Annotated in this window: 15 protein-coding genes and 1 pseudogene; 6 read left to right on the forward strand and 10 right to left on the reverse strand. The window is 70.4% G+C overall.

The genetic code is table 11. The features are described 5' to 3' along the window. The 4 genes from xdhB to ACGF3I_RS00085 all read right to left on the reverse strand — a co-directional run bounded on the left by xdhB (position 1) and on the right by ACGF3I_RS00085 (position 5,314). Positions 1-2,406 (reverse strand): xanthine dehydrogenase molybdopterin binding subunit, encoded by a 2,406-nt coding sequence (xdhB, locus tag ACGF3I_RS00070; RefSeq protein ID WP_393128198.1) that lies wholly within the window; start codon positions 2,404-2,406, stop codon positions 1-3. Next, a complete protein-coding gene (locus tag ACGF3I_RS00075; protein WP_393128199.1) occupies positions 2,403-3,926 on the reverse strand; it encodes a xanthine dehydrogenase small subunit in 1,524 nt (507 codons plus the stop codon). Before ACGF3I_RS00075 ends, xdhB begins: the two co-directional genes overlap by 4 nt. A gap of 554 nt (positions 3,927-4,480) precedes the next feature. Continuing rightward, positions 4,481-4,888, reverse strand: a complete 408-nt coding sequence (locus ACGF3I_RS00080) for a hypothetical protein (RefSeq protein ID WP_393129068.1) — start codon at positions 4,886-4,888, stop codon at positions 4,481-4,483. 156 nt (positions 4,889-5,044) lie between these two features. Next, complete coding sequence (locus ACGF3I_RS00085; RefSeq protein ID WP_393128200.1) at positions 5,045-5,314, reverse strand: hypothetical protein; 270 nt, start codon at positions 5,312-5,314, stop codon at positions 5,045-5,047. Between the two features lie 230 nt (positions 5,315-5,544). Between ACGF3I_RS00085 and ACGF3I_RS00090 the strand changes: the two genes are divergently transcribed. From ACGF3I_RS00090 to ACGF3I_RS00100, 3 genes are all read left to right on the forward strand, one after another. Next, on the forward strand, positions 5,545-6,282 hold the full coding sequence (locus tag ACGF3I_RS00090; protein WP_393128201.1) for a lysophospholipid acyltransferase family protein: 738 nt from the start codon (positions 5,545-5,547) through the stop codon (positions 6,280-6,282). A 40-nt stretch (positions 6,283-6,322) separates the two neighbouring features. Next, a complete protein-coding gene (locus ACGF3I_RS00095) occupies positions 6,323-6,754 on the forward strand; it encodes a hypothetical protein (protein ID WP_393128202.1) in 432 nt (143 codons plus the stop codon). Positions 6,755-6,936: 182 nt separating this feature from the next. Beyond that, positions 6,937-7,368 carry a VOC family protein gene (locus ACGF3I_RS00100; RefSeq protein ID WP_393128203.1) on the forward strand — a complete coding sequence of 144 codons (432 nt, stop codon included), beginning with the start codon at positions 6,937-6,939 and terminating at the stop codon, positions 7,366-7,368. A gap of 71 nt (positions 7,369-7,439) precedes the next feature. Here ACGF3I_RS00100 and ACGF3I_RS00105 read toward each other — a convergent pair. The 4 genes and pseudogenes from ACGF3I_RS00105 to ACGF3I_RS00120 all read right to left on the reverse strand — a co-directional run. Continuing rightward, positions 7,440-7,945 (reverse strand): annotated as a pseudogene (locus ACGF3I_RS00105) (transposase); the annotation flags it as partial. A gap of 241 nt (positions 7,946-8,186) precedes the next feature. Continuing rightward, positions 8,187-8,579, reverse strand: a complete 393-nt coding sequence (locus ACGF3I_RS00110; protein WP_393128204.1) for an IS5 family transposase — start codon at positions 8,577-8,579, stop codon at positions 8,187-8,189. Between the two features lie 286 nt (positions 8,580-8,865). Continuing rightward, positions 8,866-9,585 carry a hypothetical protein gene (locus ACGF3I_RS00115; protein WP_393128205.1) on the reverse strand — a complete coding sequence of 240 codons (720 nt, stop codon included), beginning with the start codon at positions 9,583-9,585 and terminating at the stop codon, positions 8,866-8,868. Positions 9,586-9,866: 281 nt separating this feature from the next. Continuing rightward, positions 9,867-11,477 (reverse strand): diacylglycerol/lipid kinase family protein, encoded by a 1,611-nt coding sequence (locus tag ACGF3I_RS00120; protein WP_393128206.1) that lies wholly within the window; start codon positions 11,475-11,477, stop codon positions 9,867-9,869. Between the two features lie 637 nt (positions 11,478-12,114). On the opposite strand from ACGF3I_RS00120, the gene ACGF3I_RS00125 reads away from it, so the two are divergent. Then, positions 12,115-14,745, forward strand: coding sequence for a discoidin domain-containing protein (locus tag ACGF3I_RS00125; RefSeq protein WP_393128207.1), 2,631 nt, complete (start codon positions 12,115-12,117; stop codon positions 14,743-14,745). A gap of 222 nt (positions 14,746-14,967) precedes the next feature. Here the strand turns inward: ACGF3I_RS00125 and ACGF3I_RS00130 are convergent, their stop codons facing one another. Beyond that, positions 14,968-15,489 carry a DedA family protein gene (locus ACGF3I_RS00130; protein ID WP_393128208.1) on the reverse strand — a complete coding sequence of 174 codons (522 nt, stop codon included), beginning with the start codon at positions 15,487-15,489 and terminating at the stop codon, positions 14,968-14,970. Between the two features lie 636 nt (positions 15,490-16,125). Here ACGF3I_RS00130 and ACGF3I_RS00135 point away from each other — a divergent pair. Beyond that, positions 16,126-17,370 carry a YhgE/Pip domain-containing protein gene (locus ACGF3I_RS00135; protein ID WP_393128209.1) on the forward strand — a complete coding sequence of 415 codons (1,245 nt, stop codon included), beginning with the start codon at positions 16,126-16,128 and terminating at the stop codon, positions 17,368-17,370. Positions 17,371-17,500: 130 nt separating this feature from the next. Here ACGF3I_RS00135 and ACGF3I_RS00140 read toward each other — a convergent pair whose 3' ends face one another. After that, the gene (locus ACGF3I_RS00140; RefSeq protein ID WP_393128210.1) at positions 17,501-18,544 is read right to left on the reverse strand and encodes a zinc-dependent alcohol dehydrogenase family protein; all 1,044 of its coding nucleotides are present in this window, start codon (positions 18,542-18,544) and stop codon (positions 17,501-17,503) included. Positions 18,545-18,651: 107 nt separating this feature from the next. Between ACGF3I_RS00140 and ACGF3I_RS00145 the strand changes: the two genes are divergently transcribed. Continuing rightward, complete coding sequence (locus ACGF3I_RS00145) at positions 18,652-19,563, forward strand: LysR family transcriptional regulator (protein WP_393128211.1); 912 nt, start codon at positions 18,652-18,654, stop codon at positions 19,561-19,563. The last annotated feature ends 80 nt before the right edge of the window (positions 19,564-19,643 follow it).

Genomic DNA, 19,643 nt, shown 5'->3' on the forward strand with positions numbered 1-19,643 from the left:
TCAGGCACCGCTGAGCGCTGCCGTGCCGGTGCGGATCCCGCTGTCCGCCTCGGCGGAGGTGCCGCGGTCCGCGTCGGCCGCGCCCCGGCGGGCCGACTGGATCGCCCAGTACACCGCCTCCGGGGTCGCGGGCGAGGCCAGTTCGACGCTGGTCCCGCCCGGCCCGAACGCGGCGGCGGCCTGCCGCAGCGCCTCGCGCACCGAGAACGCGAGCATGAGCGGAGGCTCGCCCACGGCCTTGGAACCGTAGACCGCCCCTTCCTCGGAGGCGTTCTCCAGCAGCGTGACGTTGAACTCCTCGGGCATCTCCGAGAAGCTCGGCAGCTTGTACGTACTGGCCGCCTGGGTGAGGAGCCGGCCGCGCTGAGGACCGTCGTCGGTGTTCCACCGCAGGTCCTCCAGCGTCAGCCAGCCGGCGCCCTGGACGAAGCCGCCCTCGACCTGGCCGATGTCGATCATCGGGGACAGGCTGTCGCCGACGTCGTGCACGATGTCCACGCGCCGGATGCGGTACGCGCCGGTGAAGCCGTCGACCTCCACCTCGGTGGCGGCGGCGCCATGGGCGAAGTACTTGAACGGCGTGCCGCGGAACGCCGTGGCGTCCCAGTGCAGCCCCTCCGTCCGGTAGTAACCGGCCGCCGACAGCTGGACGCGCTGGAAGTACGCGGTGCGCACCAGGTCGTCCCAGGTGAGTTCGCGCTCGGTCCCCAGGGCGCGGGCGACGCCCTCGCAGATGCGTACGTCGCGCGCGTTCACCCCCAGTTGCGTCGCGGCCACCTGGACCAGGCGCTCGCGCAGCTGCTCGCAGGCGTTCTTGACCGCGCCTCCGTTCAGGTCCGCTCCCGAACTCGCCGCGGTCGCCGAGGTGTTGGGCACCTTGTCGGTGCGGGTGGGGGCGAGGCGCACCTTGTGCAGGGGGATGCCGAGGGCGGTCGCGGCCACCTGCATCATCTTGGTGTGCAGGCCCTGGCCCATCTCGGTGCCGCCGTGGTTGATCAGGACGGAGCCGTCCTTGTAGATCAGCACCAGGGCGCCGCCCTGGTTGAAGGCGGTGAGGTTGAACGAGATGCCGAACTTGATGCCGGTGATCGCGAGCGCCCGCTTGGTGTGCGGATGCGCCGCGTTGAAGGCGGCGATCTCCCGCCCGCGATCGGCGACCGCGGCGTTCTCCTTGACCTGCTGCCACACGGTGGAGATCCGCTCGGGCTGGGTGACCGGCTGCCCGTACGGCGTGCACTGGTCCTTCTGGTAGAAGTTCCGCTCCCGCAACTCCATCGGTTCTAGGCCGAGTTGGGGTGCGCACCGGCCCAGGATGTCCTCGATGACCAGCATGCCCTGGGGGCCGCCGAAGCCGCGGAAGGCGGTGTTGGAGACCTTGTTGGTCCTGGCGATGCGGCCGGCGATGCGGGCGTTGGGGATCCAGTACGTGTTGTCGATGTGGCAGAGCGCGCGGGCGAGGACCGGCTCGGACAGGTCCAGGCTCCAGCCCCCGTCGGAGGTCAGCGTCGCGTCCAGCGCCTGGATGCGGCCCTGCGCGTCGAAGCCGATCTTCCACGCGGCGTGGAAGCCGTGCCGCTTGCCGGACATCGTCAGGTCCTGCGTGCGGTTGAGCCGCAGCCGGACGGGCCTGCCGGTCAGCCGGGCGCCGAGTGCGGCGACGGCGGCGAAGCCGTGGGGCTGCATCTCCTTGCCGCCGAACCCGCCGCCCATGCGCAGACACTGCACGGTCACCTCGTGGCTGTGCAGCCCGAGTACGTGCGCGACGATCTCCTGTGTCTCCGACGGGTGCTGGCTGCTGCTCTGGACGAAGACCTGCCCGAACTCGTCGATGTGGGCGAGCGCGCAGTGCGTCTCCAGATAGAAGTGCTCCTGGTCGGAGAACTGGAGCGTGCCGGTGAACACGTGCGCGGAGTCGGCGAAGCCGGCCTCGACGTCGCCGGACAGCATGACGGGCCGGGCGCCGTGGAAGCTTTCGGCCGCGATCGCGTCCTGAAGTGTGATCACGGAGGGCAGCTCTTCGAGGTCCACCTCGACCGCCGCCGCCCCGAGCCGTGCCGCTTCCAGGGTCTCGCCGAGCACCCAGGCGACCGCGTGCCCGTGGAACATGACCTCGTCGGGGAACAGCGGCTCGTCGTGCTTCATCCCCGCGTCGTTGACGCCGGGCACGTCGGCGCCGGTCAGGACGTGGACCACGCCCGGCACCTCCAGCGCGGCTGCGGTGCGGATCGCGGTGATGCGGCCATGGGCCTTCATCACCTGAACCGGGTGGGCATGCAGGACGTCCTTGGTGCGGAACACCAGGTCATCGGTGTAGAGGGCGGCTCCCGTGACGTGCAGGACCGCGCTCTCGTGCGGCAGCGAAGCACCGACGACGGGCTTCTCGGGACGCTCGGACAACTGGCTCATGACGACACCGCCTCGGTGTTCTGCGCGTACAGCTTGAGCAGGCTCTGACCGAGCATCGCGGAGCGGTACTCGGCGCTGGCACGGTGGTCCCCCATCGGCGTGCCCGCGGACCGCAGCACCTGGGCCGCGGCCTCGACGGTCCGCGCCGACCACGGTCGGCCCACCAGGGCCGCCTCGGTCTCCAGGGCGCGGATGGGTGTGGCGGCCACCCCGCCCAGGCCGATACGGGCCTTGCGCACCACACCGTCCTCGATGTCGAGGGCGAAGGCGACCGCGACGCTGGAGATGTCGTCGAACCGCCGCTTGGCGATCTTGTGGAAGGCCACGACCGGTGACAGCGGACGCGGAACGCGTACCGCGCGGATCAGCTCCCCGGGCAGGCGCACGCTCTGCCGGTACCCGGTGAAGTACTCGGCCAGCGGGACCGAACGCTCGCCGTCCTCACCGGCGAGCACCACCGACGCCTCCAGCGCGAGGAGCACGGGCGGGCTGTCACCGATGGGCGAGCCGGTGCCGAGATTGCCTCCGAGGGTCGCACCGTTGCGGATGAGCCGGGAGGCGAACTGCGGGAACAGCTCGGCGAGGAGCGGGACGTCACCGTCGAGGCGCCGCTCGATCTCGGTGAGGGTGAGGGCCGCGCCGATCTCGATGGCATCGGGCGCGACGCGCAGCTCCCGCAGCTCGGGCAGGCGGTCGACGGCCACCACACAACTCGCCCTGCGTGCCCGGATGTTGACCTCGACGCCCCAGTCCGTGGAGCCGGCGACCACTACCGCATCGGGCCGCTCCCGCAGCACCCGGAGCGTCTCGGTCAGCGTGTCCTTGCGCAGGAAGACGCTGTCGCCCTGGACGTATGCGGTGGCGACCGGCGCCGGCGGAGCCTGCTCGCGGCGCCGCGCGAACGGGTCCGCATCAGCCGGTGCGCCGACGGCGAACGCCGCGTCCCGGATCGGGCGGTAGCCCGTGCACCGGCACAGGTTTCCGCTCAGGGCGTGCAGGTCGAAGCCGTTGGGACCCTGTTCGGCGTCCGCGCGGGCCGGACCGGCCGAGGCCACGGAGCCGGCCGAGCCGACGGGGTCGACCGGGCTTTCTGCGGGGTCGGTGGCTGCGTGCGCACACCGGTCTGGCCGGTAGTACTCGGCAGCCATGCTGCAGATGAACCCCGGTGTGCAGTACCCGCATTGCGAACCGCCGCGGACCGCCATCTCCTCCTGCACCGGATGCAGGACGGGAGCCCTGCCCGGGCCGGCGTCGGTCGCAAGACCCTCCGAGGTGACGACCTCCTGGCCGTCGAGCGCCGCGACCGGGACCAGGCAGGCGTTGACCGCCACCCAGTCGGTGGGCCTGTTCACCCCGGGCCGCGCCACCAGCACCGAGCAGGCGCCGCACTCACCTTCGGCGCAGCCTTCCTTGGTGCCGGTGAGTCCGCGCTCGCGCAGGAAGTCCAGCGCCGTGGTGTGGGGCGTGGCGGGCGCGATCGGCAGGACCTTGCCGTTGACGGTCAACTCCGGGGCTACCACGGCCGGTTCGCACTTCGGTGCGGAAGCGGGCGGTTCGTCATGTGAGCCAATGTGGGGCAGCTTTCTGTGGTCGGTCACGTTTTCGTGGTCCGTCACGCCAGGGGTTGCCGCACGCCCGGGTCATGGCAGGCGCGCGGAACGGCACCCTGGACGGGCGTACCGGAAGGTGAAAGGTGACGAGAAGGAGGAACCGGACATGCGCCCGGCGGGACACGCTGGAGCGGCGTGCTCAGCAGCCGTGGGCGATCCGGCCCGGAGCCCAGGCCGCGTGCCGGGCGAGGCGACCGGGGGCGGAGTTCGTGTGCATCCGGGGGTCGCCTCCTTCCACGCTTCAGGCCGATGGTCACCGCAAGCTAGTTGCTGTGCCCCCGCAGGTCAAGGGGGTCGGGCCTCGGGTGCCGGGGGGTTCGGCCGGATCGCAGCCCGAGCACCGCGGTACTCGACGGCCGCCTGCGGGGCGCCCCGGCTGGGCCGCGACCGGTTTCGGTTTGGCGCCGGAGCGGCGGGACGTACCGCTCAACAGGACTACTCGGAGCGGGAGTTCATGGATCCGGTCACCCGCTCGTGCCGCGTGTCCACACCAAGATTTCCGCGGCGCCCCGTCGGACAGCTTCGTCCTGGTCCTGGGCGAGCTGCCCGCAGGCCGTTGCCATGTCCGGCACACCGTCCGGTCCCACTAGCGCGTCCTGCACCCCGGTCCGCAGCCAGTCGGCCTGGTTGCTGTCAGACTCCGCGACCGCGAGAGCGATGAGTCGCACAGCGGTCGGCGTCCCAACTCGGCTCAGCGCCTTGGCCGTTCGCCGGGTCACCATCGTGTCCTCGACGTCCAACAGCAGCCTCACCAGGGCTTCCGCCGCTTCGGGAACGTCCGCGAAGGGGGCGAGGTCGTGGCCGGCACGAGCACGTCGCGCCCAGGAACGGGACGTCGCCTCGCGCAGGGCCGCCGCCAACCCACTCGTCATCTCGGGCACGACCAGACGGTCTCACACCCGGGGAGCCTGTCCGCTCGGTTCCGGGCACGCCCAGGGCCCACACGCGATGAACGACGGGGCTGCCACGTGTTCTCACTCAGTGGCAATCGCCGTGTGTGCGGGTGGGCCCTGGGATGTGGTGCAGGGTCAGCGAATGACGACGAGGTCGCTGCGCTCGCCGCCGACCGCGGTGGCGTCGGCAGTGGCGGTCGCCCAGCCGTGCCCGCTGCTCGCGGTGTGGACGTGCGTGGTGTGGGCGAACTGCATCCAGCGCCCGCCGACGAAGGGCTCGCTGCCGGAGACGACACCGGCGGAGTGTCCACCGGTCGCGACGTCCGCGTACGCGGGTGCGGCGGCGCCACCCAGCGCCAGGACCAGAACGGAGACGGCCAGGGCCTTGTTGAGCGTGCTCTTCATCAGATGCCTCTCTGCGGGGATACCTCGACCAGCAACACGAGCTGATCTGTCCCAGCCCTCCTTCCTGGCCCGAGGAGACGTCACACGCGCCCCGTCCCGGGACACCTCGTCCAGACCAAAAACTCATATCAACAGCAAAGCTCTGCCGAAGATGAGTACGACGACTCAGGCTCCGGCGCCGGGCCACGTCCGATCATGGGAGCCACCATCGTTGCCATCGGGGAGTTCCCATGCTGAGCCGCATCGCCGACACACTGGTACCCATGGTTGGCCGCCTGTCGGTGACCACCGACCCCGATGGGGCTCCCGCGCCGGGCAGCATCATCGCCGCGAACCACACCTCGCTCGCCGACCCCGCCGTCGTCATCGCGGCACTGCGCCGGCTGGGCGCCGACCCGGTCGTCATGGCTACCGCGGGGCTGTGGCGCGTGCCGGTCCTGGGAAGCGCGCTCGTCCGCGAAGGACACATCGCCGTCCATCGCAGGGGCCCCCGCGCCGCAGCCGCCCTGGACGGCGCCGCCGAAGCCCTGGCGCAGGGACGGATGGTGCTCATCTACGCGGAGGGCGGGCTGCCCCGGCGCCGCGATGCCGCGGAAGCTGCCCCCGAGGCGTTCCGCAGCGGGTTGGCGCGGCTCGCCGCTCGCACGGGGGCGCCGGTCGTGCCCGTGGGCCAGGCCGGGGCCCGGCGGTTGTCCTCCGGCAGCGTCACCAAGCAGCTCCTCGGCCTGGCCACCGCCCCCTTGCGCCGACCCGGGCTGCACGTCCACGTGGGGGCGCCGGTGCGGTTGACCGGGGACCACAGCGCACAGAGCGCCCAGGCCAGGGCCGCGGTGACCGCGGCCTGGCAAACGGCGGTGGCCCATTTGGACCGCCCGCACACCATGCGGGGTACTCAACCCTGCGACAGCAGTCACTGCCTCTGCCCAACCCACCTCGCTGCAGGGCGGGTTGTGTCGTGCGGCCGGTAGGGCGTGTATCGGAAGCGGATCATGCGCATAGGGTGTCAGCATGTCACTGAGCCACATAGCCCTCTCGTCCGGTCGCTCGATCGAACTCACCGAGCTGCGGATGTCCACGACCTACGGAGGGATGCTGGAGGGCTATCCGTGCCGGCGCATCAACGACATGAAAGCCAGCGGCCTCCTTCGACAGGCCGAGCGTGAATTCTCCTTCGCGCCGGTTCATCTCGTTCCGCCCACCCGCGAGTACCCGGACCAGACCGGCGGCGCCTTCGGCCCAGTTGAGGTGCTGCCTTCCGTGACTTGCATCGGTGTCTTCGTCTCGACAGCGGTCAACCCCGAACTCGACGCAGTGCTGCACCGCTCCGTTCTCATCGTGGCCTGGTTCCAGGCCACCCCGGAGATTCCGTCGGGCCAGGATGCTGATCCCGCTCTTCGCGGCATTCGCTGGGACGAGCTGGCCCAGGACTATGAGCGCTAAAGGTTGTCCCGTAACTGGTCTTCGACAGCACGGGAGTAGTCTGCCGGGTGCCCTTTGAGGAGACGCTGACCTCGATTGGCCGCTGCGACTGCACGGCGCGACAGCGGGGAGCAACCCCCTCCTGACTACCTGTGCACCCCCTGACCTGCGGAGATGAGCAGGGCCCCTGTTATCGTGCGCCAATGTCAACGATCAAGCAGTTCCAAGTGGCCTTCGACTGCGCGGAGCCTGTACGCCTCGCTGCCTTCTGGTGCGAGGTGCTGGGGTACGTCTTGCCGGCGGTCCCGGAGGGCTTCGCCACATGGGAGGAGTGCTTCCGGTCGCTGCCTCCCGAGGATGCGGTCTATTTCGCGTGCACTGATCCCTCGGGTGTGGCTCCGCGCCTGCTGTTCCAGCGAGTTCCCGAAGGGAAGGCCGTCAAGAACCGGGTGCATCTTGATGTGCGGGTCGGCACAGGGCTCGTGGGTGACGAGCGCCTGGCCACACTCGAGGCCGAATGCGCACGGCTGATGGCGCTCGGCGCGAAACACGTGCTGACGCAGCGTGCCGATGGCGTCAACGAGTCGTGCATCACGATGCAGGACATCGAGGGCAACGAGTTCTGCCTCGCCTGACTTCTACTCCGAGGCTGCTCGGTGGGGAGGCCCTCTCCCGGGAACCCTTCAGGTCCCGCATGCGGTGGGAGTCATCCCGTGAGAGCGAGGTTGTGTAAGCGGGCAACGCCGTGCATCGCATGGCGTCCACCGTCGCCTCTCAGCCGGCAGTCGCGCAGGATCTTCCAGGTCTTCATCCGGGCGAAGGTGTGCTCGACGCGGGCACGGACCCGTTTGTGGTCGTGGTTGTGCTCGACCTGCCAGTCAGTCAGTTCGCCGCCTCTGGGACGGCGGTGCGGGATGACGAGGCCGGTTCCGGGGCAGCCACCGTCGGCGATCGTGGTGTTCGGCCGACGGCAGCCTTGGCCCCGGATTCCTCCCAAGCCCTGCAGTCGTTGCGGTTGCCGGGCAGAGGGCGGCCCACCACCACGACCAGGCGGGTGTCGGCGTCTATGACCACTTGGTGGTTCGTCGAGTAGCGATAGTTCTTCGACTGCTCGGCGGCCTGGTGGTCGCGAGTGGGTACCAGTGTCTTGTCCACGATCAGCACCGCGTCCTTGGCGAATCGCCTCCGCGGGGCAAGCGCGAGCCTGGGGCCGAAGGTAGGCGCGGTTTCCGCGGGAGGCGTGCACCCTGTCCGCGCGGACTCGGTTGGGGCGGACGCGTGGCCGACCCGGCCCAATGCGGGGCACGCGGACCTTCTCCGGCACCGGTTCGAACTGCGGCGAGTCCCCGCGCTGCCCGGCCGACATCACGACCGACATGGGCCGCTGACCTCGCTCGACGGCCAGGTGCAGCTTGGTGGTGAACCCGCCGCGTGAGCGTCCCAGGCCGTGATCTCAGGGCTCGGTGAACACACCGCCCGGCGGTTCTTCCTGCAGATCCCCCTGCTTGCGGGCCCCGGCCGCATGCTGATGAGCGCAGCACACTGTGGAGTCGACGCTCAGGTCCCACGTGATCGCACCCTTCGCGTCCGCCAGAGACTGGAGCCGCGTGAAGATCCTGCGCCAGATGCCGTCCCGCTGCCACCGACGGAACAGGTCATAGATCCGACCCCACGGTCCGTACTCGATGGGCACGTCCCCCCATGGAACACCGGTCCGAACCCGGAACCGTATGCCGTCGATCAGTCCTCGCCGAGGTCGGACGGGCGGCCGCCCCGGCTTCCTCTCCTTCGGCAACAACGGCTCCAGCACCGCCCACTCTTCGTCCGTGAGATCTCCCCGTCCCATGAACCGTGATCATCCAACGCTCAAGATCCACTTTCGGAACACGGTCTAGCGCGGCTCCCGTACCGGCGGCGTGGCTGTTGCCCACGTGGGCAGGGTTGTCCGGTCCGGATTGCCGGGGAGGGCGCGGCCGGGGCGATATGGACGCGTGCCCCGAACCGGGGCGCGGAGGAGGCCGGGTGCCGCGCACGCGACGCGGCGCCCGGCCCACGGCACCCAGCACCCAGCACCCAGCACCCAGCACCCAGCAGCCAGCAGCCGGCACCGGATACCCGGTATACAGCTCCGGCTACGCGCCCGGCGGCTTCAGCAGGAAGCGGTAGGCGTCGTTGGGGAGCGCTTCCTGGAAGGTCACGTCCTTTTCCAGGACGCTCTCGAACGTGCCGTAGAGGGACTGCACGTCCTCGGCCGAGCGGAATTTGTAATTCTTGACGTTCAGGTAGGTCACGATCGCCCAGTCGTCCTCGTCCAGTTTATGGACGGGAACCTTGTCGGACGTGACCGTTGCGGTGATGTCCTTGATGAGCGCGGTCAGTTCGTCCTTGATCTTCTCTGCGCTCGTCGTGATGTTCCACGTCTTTGTTCCGGTGTCTTCGAGGGACGCGAGCTCGGAGAGCTTCACTCCGATTCCCTCAAGGTATCCCGGAATACGCTTGAGGTGGTTCCACCGATCCTCCGGGAACGAGTTCGGGCGCTGCTGTTCCACGCCACTGCTCGGATCGAAGACTCGCCGAGTGCCCGCGGGGCCGACGAACAGGTTGAAGGGGGACCAGAAGAACATGCCGTTGAGCTGGGCGTTCACCGGTGCGGTGCTTCCAGTGCTCACCGGCCATCCGGCGAACCGCTTCAGCGTCCCGTCACTGACGGGCACCTCCTGACCCAGGGCCAGCAGGAGCTGTATGTACTTGCGGCCGAGGATGTGGTGGCGCGACATGTTGGCGCCGACCGCGGCGAACGTGGCGGGTGGGGCGGGGCGGGTGGGCAAGGTGAACTGGAATTCCCAGGGCATGTTTCCTCCTTGGCTCTCCGGGCGCACGGGGCATGAGTGCCCCTCGTTTTCCGTGAGGCAATCACTCCGTCATGCACAAGAGAGCTTGGTGGCACAGGACACCCTGGACAACCGCCATATCCAGCCATTCCTGATATCGACACTTCCGCCCCAGGAACAGCTATTCATATACAGATGGAGAGCACACGCGAAAATCGAAACAGGTTCGCACGCAGGCCCGAGGCCCTACCGCCCCGTCAAGCCGTCCCAGCCGAAACTCGCACCCGGCGGCAGCACCGTTCTCAGCGCAGCCACTGGTCCTGGTCGGCCGGGCGGTAGAGCGTGACCGCTCCGGGGAGCTTGTCGAGTACCAAGTGGCGGTAGGTCGCCTCGGTCACCTCGCCGTCGTACGCGAAGTGCGGGTCGCCCTCCAGGACTTCGAGTTCGAGGCGGCGGACCTGGGCGGTGGTCAGTACGCGGGAGCTGTGCAGTGTGCCGGTCAGCACGGCGAGCAGCAGACGTGTCCTGGCCAGCGGAGTGCCGGCCTCCACCGCGCGGACGTCGAGCAGGCCGTCGTCCAGTTGGGTGCGGTAGGTCGGGGCGAAACCTGCCGGGTGGTAGATGCCGTTGCCGGCGAACAACAGCCAGATGCGGCGCGGCCGGCCGTTGATGACGACCGAGAGCGGGCTGCCGGTGGTCAGGACCTTGACCAGGCCCACCGCCAGCGCGGGCCACTTCCCGATGCGCTTCTCCAACCGCTCACGGGCGTGGACGAGTTCGGAGTACACGCCGATGCTGAACGTGTTGAGGAAGAGCTGCTGGTCGTCGTCCGAGGAGTTCTCGCGCGGCTCCCCCGGTGCGTCCGCCGACCCCCGCGTGCCAGCGCTCCGCGAGCCCGAACTCTGGGTGATCGAGCTCTGTGGCGTGGTCGAACCTTGCAGACCCGAGCTCACGCGTGACGAGGCGCGGCCCACATCGGCGGTCACGGCGTCGCCGGCCCGCAGCGCGCGGACGACGTCCTCCATGGTCTGGTTGCCGAGGTCCGCCGCGAAGTGGTTGAACGTGCCGCCCGGGAACACCGCGAGCGGCACCCCGTGACGGGCGGCCGTGGCGCTGCCGGCGTTCACGGTTCCGTCGCCGCCGCACACGCCCAGCGCCCCGCCGTCCGCCGCGGCCCGCGCCGCAGCCCGGTCGAGCAACGCCAGCAGGTCGTCGCCGGGCTCGAACACGGTGATCGCGGCCTCGGGGAGCAGGGTGCGCAAGGTCTCGGCGGTGTCCTTGGACCAGGCGACGCCGGAGGACGGGTTGACCACCAGCTGGAGCCCCTTGCCCTCCTTGAGCGCGGGGGCCGGCCTGCGCGGCGGCGCTGCGGCCGCGGCGGCCTCCGGCTTCACCGGCCACCAACGGCATGTGAGCAGCGCGGCGCCCACGCCGACGACCGCTCCGGCCGCGGCACGGCGCCGGTGGTTCAACGAACCGCCCGCACGTACGTAGGCGAGTGCCGCGGCGAACGGCAGCGCGGCGAAACCGTACCGGGGCGACTCCAGGACGACGCCCGCGGCGAAGGCCGCGGCCGAGGCCATCGGGCTGGACGGCAGGGACGCGGTGTTCGGACGCGGGGCGAAGCCGGGGAGCGTGTCCAGGACGGGCCGGGAGCTCCGGGCGGCCGGCTTGGCCAGCATGTGGTTGACGGCCGCGACGATCGCCACCGAGCCGACGCCGCGCAGTGCGGCTCGCCGCGCGCTCCTGCCACCGGACAGGCCGAGGGCCGCTGCCGCGCCCAGCCATACCGCGTCGTGCTCGGCCGCCTTGCGCAGCAACGGCATCACCGAACTCCCGCGCTCTGAGGGCGACTTGACGAGAGAGGTCAGTCCGCCGAGCAGTTCCGAGGCTCCGGGCAGCCCTCGCGTCATGTGCGGTCGTCCAGGTCTCTTCATCCGCTCGCCACATCCCTGAACTAGTCAATCCGCCACGTACGGACGATTGCGTCCGCACCGGCGCTCCACCCTACCCGGGGCCACCTCGGCACTGTGCCGTGCGGCGGGCCCGGTGGCCAGAGGGCGGGTATGCGTCCCGAGTGGTATGGGAGGCCGCTCGATTTCAGGACGCCGCCCCGCGTACTGAGGGCACAGGGGGCACCGAGGGCACCGAGGGCAAAGGGGACGGAGGCGCAGCGGCACTGCAGATGTCCGCACCTGTCCGCCCCCCATCATTCGAAAGCCGAACCCACCAAGCGCCCCACCACCCCCAGAGCACCCATCAGAATTCACCACTTGAACTGCAAGAAGCCCCATCGCGCCACCCTCACCCGCCTTCGCATCCTGCAATAGGGCGCAGCACCAGAAACCGCGCCGGGCTGCGCCGCAGCGCGTCACCTCCGCCCGATGCAAGGTCGCGCCGAGCCAACTCACGTTTCCTGCACGCCTATTGACGTGGCCGAAACCGAGGGGCCAGCATCTGCTCGGAGAGCGCTCTCCTACAAGTAGTTAAGGGGGCGCTCCCCATGGGCACGCGTCCGCGTCTTCGGCCCCCTCACTCAGGAGCTTCCCGATGCTCAGACCATCAGCCGCCGCTGCGCCGGCCGCCGCACGAAGGGGTACGCGGTGGCGGCTCGCGTCCGCCGCGCTCACCGTTTCGCTGGCCGCCGGCTTCCTCCTGGCGGCACCACCCGGCTCCGCCCGCGCGGCGGACACCCTGCTGTCCCAGGGCAAGACGGCCACTGCTTCCAGCACCGAGAACTACGGCACCCCGGCGGCCGACGCGGTCGACGGGGACACCGGAACCCGCTGGTCCAGCGCGGCCACCGATCCCCAGTGGCTCCAGGTCGACCTGGGCACCGCGGACAGCGTCAGCCAGGTCGTCCTGAACTGGGAGGCGGCGTACGCGAAGGCGTACAAGATCCAGCTCTCCACCGACGGCACGACCTGGACCGACGCCTACACCACCACCAGCGGCAAGGGCGGCACCGAAACCCTCACCCTCTCCGGCACCGCGCGCTACGTACGCTTCTACGGCACGCAACGCGCCACCGGCTACGGCTACTCGCTCTTCGAGTTCCAAGTGTTCGGAACCCCGGGGGCGGGCGGGGGTGGCGGCACCGGCGGATCGGCCTGCGGCACCGACAACGTCGCGAAGGCGAAGGCCGCCACGGCCTCCAGCACGGAGAACAACGGCACCCCGGCATCCGCCGCGGTGGACGGCGACAACGGCACCCGCTGGTCCAGTGCGGCGGCCGACCCGCAGTGGTTGCAGGTCGACCTGGGTTCGGCGCAGAACGTCTGCCAGGTCGTCCTGAACTGGGAGGCGGCCTACGCGAAGGCGTACAAGATCCAGCTCTCCGCCGACGGCACGACCTGGACCGACGCCTACACCACCACCAGCGGCAAGGGCGGCACCGAGACCCTCGCCGTCTCCGGCACCGCACGCTACATACGGCTCTACGGCACGCAACGCGCCACCGGCTACGGCTACTCGCTGTGGGAGCTCCAGGTCCACACGGGCACCGGCGGCGGAGGCGACGGCTCCGGGCCGATCACCGGCGGCGGGGGCCTCGGCCCGAACGTGCTCGTCTTCGACCCGTCCTCGACCGATCTCCAGGCGAAGGTGGACGCGCTCTTCAAGCAGCAGGAGTCCGCGCAGTTCGGCACCGGGCGCTACCAGATCCTGCTCAAGCCCGGCACGTACAACAACCTCAACGCGCAGATCGGCTTCTACACCTCGATCTCGGGTCTGGGCCAGGACCCGGACGACGTCACGATCAACGGTGACGTGACGGTCGACGCCGGCTGGGCCAACGGGAACGCCACCCTCAATTTCTGGCGCTCCGCCGAGAACATGAAGCTCAACCCGGTGAACGGCACGGACCGTTGGGCCGTCGCGCAGGCGGCTCCGTTCCGGCGCATGGACGTGAACGGCGGTCTCAACCTGGACTCGGCCAGCTACGGCTGGGCCAGCGGTGGCTACATCGCCGACAGCCGGATCTCCGGGACGGTCGGCAACTACGCGCAGCAGCAGTTCTATACGCGGGACAGCTCGATCGGCGGCTGGTCCAACGGCGTGTGGAACCAGGTGTTCTCGGGCGTGCAGGGCGCTCCGGCGCAGAGCTTCCCGGCACCGACGTACACCACCTTGGACACCACACCGGTCTCGGTCGAGAAGCCGTACCTCTACCTCAACGGCCGTGGCGAGTACGAGGTGTTCGTGCCCTCCAAGCGCACCAACGCCCGGGGCGTGTCCTGGGCGGGCGGCCACACGCCCGGCACCTCGATCCCGCTCAGCAGGTTCTACGTGGTGAAGCCGGGAGCGTCGGCGGCGACCATCAACGCCGCGCTCGCTCAGGGCTTGAACCTGCTGTTCACTCCGGGTATCTACCACGTCGACCAGACCATCGACGTGACCCGTCCCGGCACCGTCGTACTCGGCCTCGGCGAGGCCACCCTCACCCCGGACAACGGCGTGGTCCCGATCAAGGTGGCGGACGTCGGCGGTGTGCGGGTGGCCGGACTGCTGCTCGACGCCGGCCCGACCCTGTCCCCGCAGATGATCCAGGTGGGCACGCCCGGCTCCCACACCGACCACTCCGCCGATCCGACCACCGTCCAGGACGTCTACGTCCGCGTCGGCGGCGCGGGCCCGGCGGCGGCCGGCACCGCGATGGAGGTCAACAGCGACGACGTGATCATCGACCACACCTGGCTGTGGCGCGCCGACCACGGCGCCGGAGCCGGCTGGACCACCAACCCCGCCACCTACGGCCTGGTCGTCAACGGCAACGACGTCGAGGCCACGGGTCTGTTCAGCGAGCACTTCAAGAAGTACGACGTCGACTGGTTCGGCAACGGCGGCCGCACGATCTTCTTCCAGAACGAGAAGGCGTACGACGCGCCCGACCAGGCGGCGATCCAGAACGGCAACACCCTGGGATACGCCGCCTACAAGGTGGAGAACTCCGTGACCTCGCACGAGGCGTGGGGTCTGGGCAGCTATTGCAACTACACGGCCGACACCTCCATCCGGCAGGACCACGGCTTCGAGGTCCCGAACACCTCAGGTGTCCGCATGCATGACCTGAGCGTGGTGTCGCTGGCCGGGGACGGCGAGTTCAACCACGTGATCAACGACGTGGGTGCGCCGACCGTCGGCACCTCCACGGTCCCGTCCACGGTCACGGACTATCCGTAACCTATGACGGACCTGGCGGTGTCCCGGTCGTCTCTAGGCGGCCGGGACACCGCCGGGCGTCTCAACCGCGGCGGCGCCCGCACCCGCGGGGACTTCGGCGTCGGAGGTGCGTTCGGCGTTCGCCGTGCCGTCGGCGTGGCACGCGCCGCCCCGGGCAGCCCGCGAAGGTGGTCCGAGTGACCCGAAGTGCCTTGCTGCGCCTACGACTTGGGGCGGAGCCCCTCACGCTCCTTCGGTGACCACGCGGTCATCGGTGGCTACGCGGTCATCGGTGGTCACGGAACCGCCCGTCGGCCGCGCCGCCTTCCTCCTGCGGTACAGGACCGCCCCGCACACGGCGAGGAGCAGGCCCGCCCCAGCCGCGCCCCCGAGGACAGCGTGCCCGGCGAAGAGCCGTCCCAGCAGGGCGAGCGCGCCGAGGCCCGCGGTCGCGTAGATGAGCGCCCAGGCCGCGCCTCCGATGAGGAGCGCGGGGAGGTAGCGGCGCAGCGGCATGCGCAGGCTGCCGGCGAGAAAGTTGACGGCGGTCTGGAAACCGACGGTCAGGAACGAGAGGGCCACCATCGGCGCGCCCCACCGCTGGACCGCCCGCTCGGCCCGCATGAACTTCCCGGAGGAGATACGTGCGCCGAACCGGCTGCGCCGGGCACCGGCTCCGGCGAGCCATCCGACGGCGAACGTGCCCCCGGCGCGGAGCAGCACGATGACGTAGAGGGCGCCGGCCGTGAGCGCGACCTTATTCACCGCACCTCACCGCACTTCACCGCACCCCAGCACCCCGTCATCAGCTCCGGTGCGGCAGCAAGAGCCTCCCGCTCGCGCGCGGCGGTGCCCCGGTGTGCGCTCGCCACCCGCTCGGTCACCGTCTCTCACCCGCATCCCGCATCTGCCCGTCCTGTCCAGTGGCCACTGCCGCTCGGGGCCGGGGAACCAACGACGCCGTCTGTCGCTCACCCACGCTCACCAGACAGCAAAGGCAAGCCTAACCGAACTCGCATGCGGCACGACAGGGTGCCGCTCACCGGAGCCGGTGGCGCATGGCCCTGACCGGGTAGGCAGCGCCGCTGACGACGCCCCGGGCGGGGCGGCCTCCGCGCCCTCAGGGATGAGTGCCGGGGACGCCTGCTGCCGCCGGCCGTCCGGCGTGCGGGGCATCGGGCCGACTCGGGGCGAGCCGTGTCACGGTTCGAGCCACGCCGGGCCGCATGCTGGTGCCCCGTGTGATCGGCGGGCGTCTCGCGTCCCGTCGGCCGCAGCCGACCATCAACTCCCCGCATGCGCGGGAACCATGGAGACGGAATGTCCGTGCCCAGCGCTCCTGAACCCGCCCCCCACGATCCCGGCAGTGCCGGTTCAGGGACTGGCCCCGGCGCCCCCGGCGTGCGTGCCGCCACGCTGGTGCGCCGCCCGCGATTGTGGCTGGTGCCCACGATCCTCACCGGGCTGCTCGCCCTGCTGCTGTCCCTCCTCTACATGGGCGGCGTCGTCCATCCCGGCCAGGATCTGCGTCACCTGCCCATCGCCCTCGTCAACGACGACACGGGCGCGCCGCCGCCCGGCCGGAAGGAGAATCTGGGGGCACAGATCACCGCGGCCATCGGTGCGGACGACGCGGGCGGCAAGGCCCAGTGGCGCCGGCTGACCCGTGCGCAGGCCCAGGACCAACTGGATTCGGGCAAGGTCTACGGGGCCCTCGTCGTCCCGGCCGGGTTCACCGACTCCGTCACCGCCCTCACTACGGCGGGCGCCAGGCGGACGCCGACCATCAATGTGCTCACCAACCCCGGCAAGGGCAGCCTCGGTTCGTCCCTCGCCTCCCAGATCACCACCCAGGCCGCCCGACAGGCCTCTCAGGCCATCGGCAAGCAGCTCACCGCCTCCCTCGGCACCTCGGTGAACCCCACCACGAAGCTGCTGCTCGCGGACCCCGTCAAGATCGCCACCGTCGTGGGGCACCCGATCGGAACCCACAGCGGACTCGGCCTCAGCGCCTTCTACTACACCCTGCTGCTCGTCCTGGCCGGGTTCATGGGCGGCAACGTGATCAGCAATGGCGTCGACACCGCGCTCGGTTACGCGGACAACGAGATCGGTCCTTGGCACACCCGCCGCCCGACCGTTCCGGTCAACCGCACCCAGACACTCCTCGTGAAGATGGTCATGACGGCGGGCATCGCGCTCCTCAGCAGTTCTCTCGTACTGGTGGCCTGTGTCGCCATCCTCGGCATGGACGCCTCCCACATTCCGCTGCTGTGGGTCTACTCGTACTGCGCCTGCCTCGCCGTCGGCCTGGGCGTACAGGCGATCAATGCCGCGTTCGGGGGGCTCGGTCAGCTGGTGTCCATGTTCGTCTTCATCGTGCTCGGCCTCCCGTCATCGGGTGCCACCATCCCGCTCCAGGCGGTCCCCGGGTTCTACCGCTTCCTGGCCCACTTCGAGCCGATGCGCCAGCTCAGCGACGGGACGCGCGCGATCCTGTACTTCGGCGCACGCGGGGACGCGGGGCTCGACCGCGCCTGGCTGATGATCGCGATCGGTACCGTCCTCGCCCTCGTCTTCGGCTTCGCGATGACCGGCTACTACGACCGCAAGGGCCACAAGAGGCTCACACCTCAGCCCGCCTGAGCGCCGGCCGCGCCCGGCGTCCGGCCGGACGCCGGGGGCTCGGGGCGCCCCGGCCCCTCGGCTCTTACCCTGCTCGGCTGCTCGGCTGCTCGGCTGCTCGGCCCGAGCAACCGGCCACGGCCCACCCCGGCTAGAAGGCGATGCGGACCTTCAGCGCCTCGCGTTCGTGCATGGCGCGGTAACCGTCCGGCACACCGTCCAGTCCGACGGTGCTGTCGAAGACGAGGCCCGGCTCGATCGCACCGGACAGGACGTCCGGCAGCAGCTCGGGAATGTACGCGCGGGCGGGAGCGACACCGCCGGCCAGTGTCACGTTCCGGTTGAACATCTGCGAGATGTCGACGCCGGCGCTGCCACCGTGCGGTACGCCGACATAGCCGACGGCGCCGCCGTCCCGGGCGATGGAGATCGCGGTACGCATCGACTCCTCGGTGCCGACGGCCTCCAGGACCGCGTGGGCGCCTTGGCCGCCCGTCAGCTCCCTGACCGCTTCGACCGCTGCCTCGCCACGCTCGGCAACCACGTCGGTGGCACCGAAGGTGCGGGCGATCGCGGTGCGCTGCCCGTGCCGGCCGAGCGCGATGATCCGGCCGGCGCCCAGCCGGTGAGCGGCGAGGACGCCGCACAGGCCGACCGCGCCGTCACCGACCACGGCGACAGTGGCTCCCGGGCGGACGCCGGCGGTCACCGCGGCGTGATGGCCGGTGCTCATCACGTCGCTCAGGGCGAGGAGGCTGGGCAGCAGCTTCTCCTCCCCCGCCGTCTCCTTGGGCAGCTTGACCAGGGTGCCGTCGGCGAACGGGACGCGGACGGCCTCACTCTGGCCGCCGTCCGAGCCGACCTCGCCCCAGAAGCCGCCCTGCGGGCAGGAGGTGTGCAGGCCATCGAGGCAGTAGGCGCAGGTGCCGTCGGACCACACGAACGGAGCCACGACGAAGTCGCCGCGCGCGAATCCCGCGACCTCGGAGCCGACCTCCTCGACGATGCCGAGGAACTCGTGGCCGATGCGCTGACCCGCGACCCTCGCCGCCACTCCGCGGTACGCCCACAGGTCGCTGCCGCAGATGCAGGCGTTGACCACCCGCACCACGGCATCGGTCGCCTCGCGGATCTCCGGGTCGGGGACTTCTTCTATCCGGATGTCATGGGGGCCGTGGATCACGGTGGCGCGCACGGAAGTCTCCTGGGACTGCTGGTCGTCTGCGGGAAGCACCCAGGGTCGCCGCCCAGCGTGCCCGGCGTCCAGCTACATTCCCTTCAGCTCGTCTTTAAGATGAACTTATGCTCGACGTCAGACGACTCGTCCTCCTCCGGGACCTGGCTGCTCATGGCACGGTCACCGCCGTGGCCGACCTCCACAGGGTCACACCCTCGGCCGTCTCCCAGCAGCTGCGGCTCCTGGAGGAAGAGACGGGGCGCAGCCTGGTGGAGCGCACCGGGCGTTCCGTCCACCTCACCGCCGCCGGACGCCAACTGGCCGAGGACACCGAGGACGTGCTCACCGCTCTCGAACGAGCCCGCACGAAACTGCACGCCGACCCCGGAGCGCCGACCGGCCCCCTCCACCTCGCCTGCTTCCCCAGCGCGCTGGCACCGGTGGCGGCCCCGCTCAGCACAATCCTGGAGAAGACCCACGAGGAGCTGCGGCTGCACATCACCGAGGCCGAACCCGAAGGCGCCGTACGGCTGCTGCTCCAGCGACGCGTCGACATCGCCCTGCTCTACCGGTACACCAACCTGGCCACGCCGCCCCACCCGGGCGTCGAAACCCGCACGCTGCGGACCGACCCGCTGCTCGCGGTCCTGCGCGACGACCACCCCGCCGCACGCCCCGGCGCGGCCCGGATCGACCTGCGAGAGCTCGCGGACACTCCATGGATCGTCGCCCCGCAGCACACTGCCTGCGGAGACGCCGTGCTCCACGCGTGCAGGTCGGCGGGCTTCACCCCCGAGGTCCGCCACACCTGTACGGACTTCTCGGCGATGCTGGCCCTCGCGGCGAGCAGTGGCCACAGCGCCCTCATCCCCGAAATGGCCACCACCCACCTCCCGCCCGGCCTGACGGCACGACCCGTCACGGACTCCACGCTCGCCCGCACGATCGAGACCGCCGTCCGGCCCGGCACGGCAGAAGAACCCGCGACGGCCGCAGGCCTCGCCGCGCTCGCCGCCCTCAGCACCGGCTGGACATAAGCCCCGAGCGCCAGGCCCACGAGGGACAGCCCGCGCCCCCGCCCACCTTGACACGAACTAAGTTCACCTGAGAGAACTTA

Source organism: Streptomyces sp. NPDC048111 (assembly GCF_043202815.1).
GTDB lineage: Bacteria > Actinomycetota > Actinomycetes > Streptomycetales > Streptomycetaceae > Streptomyces.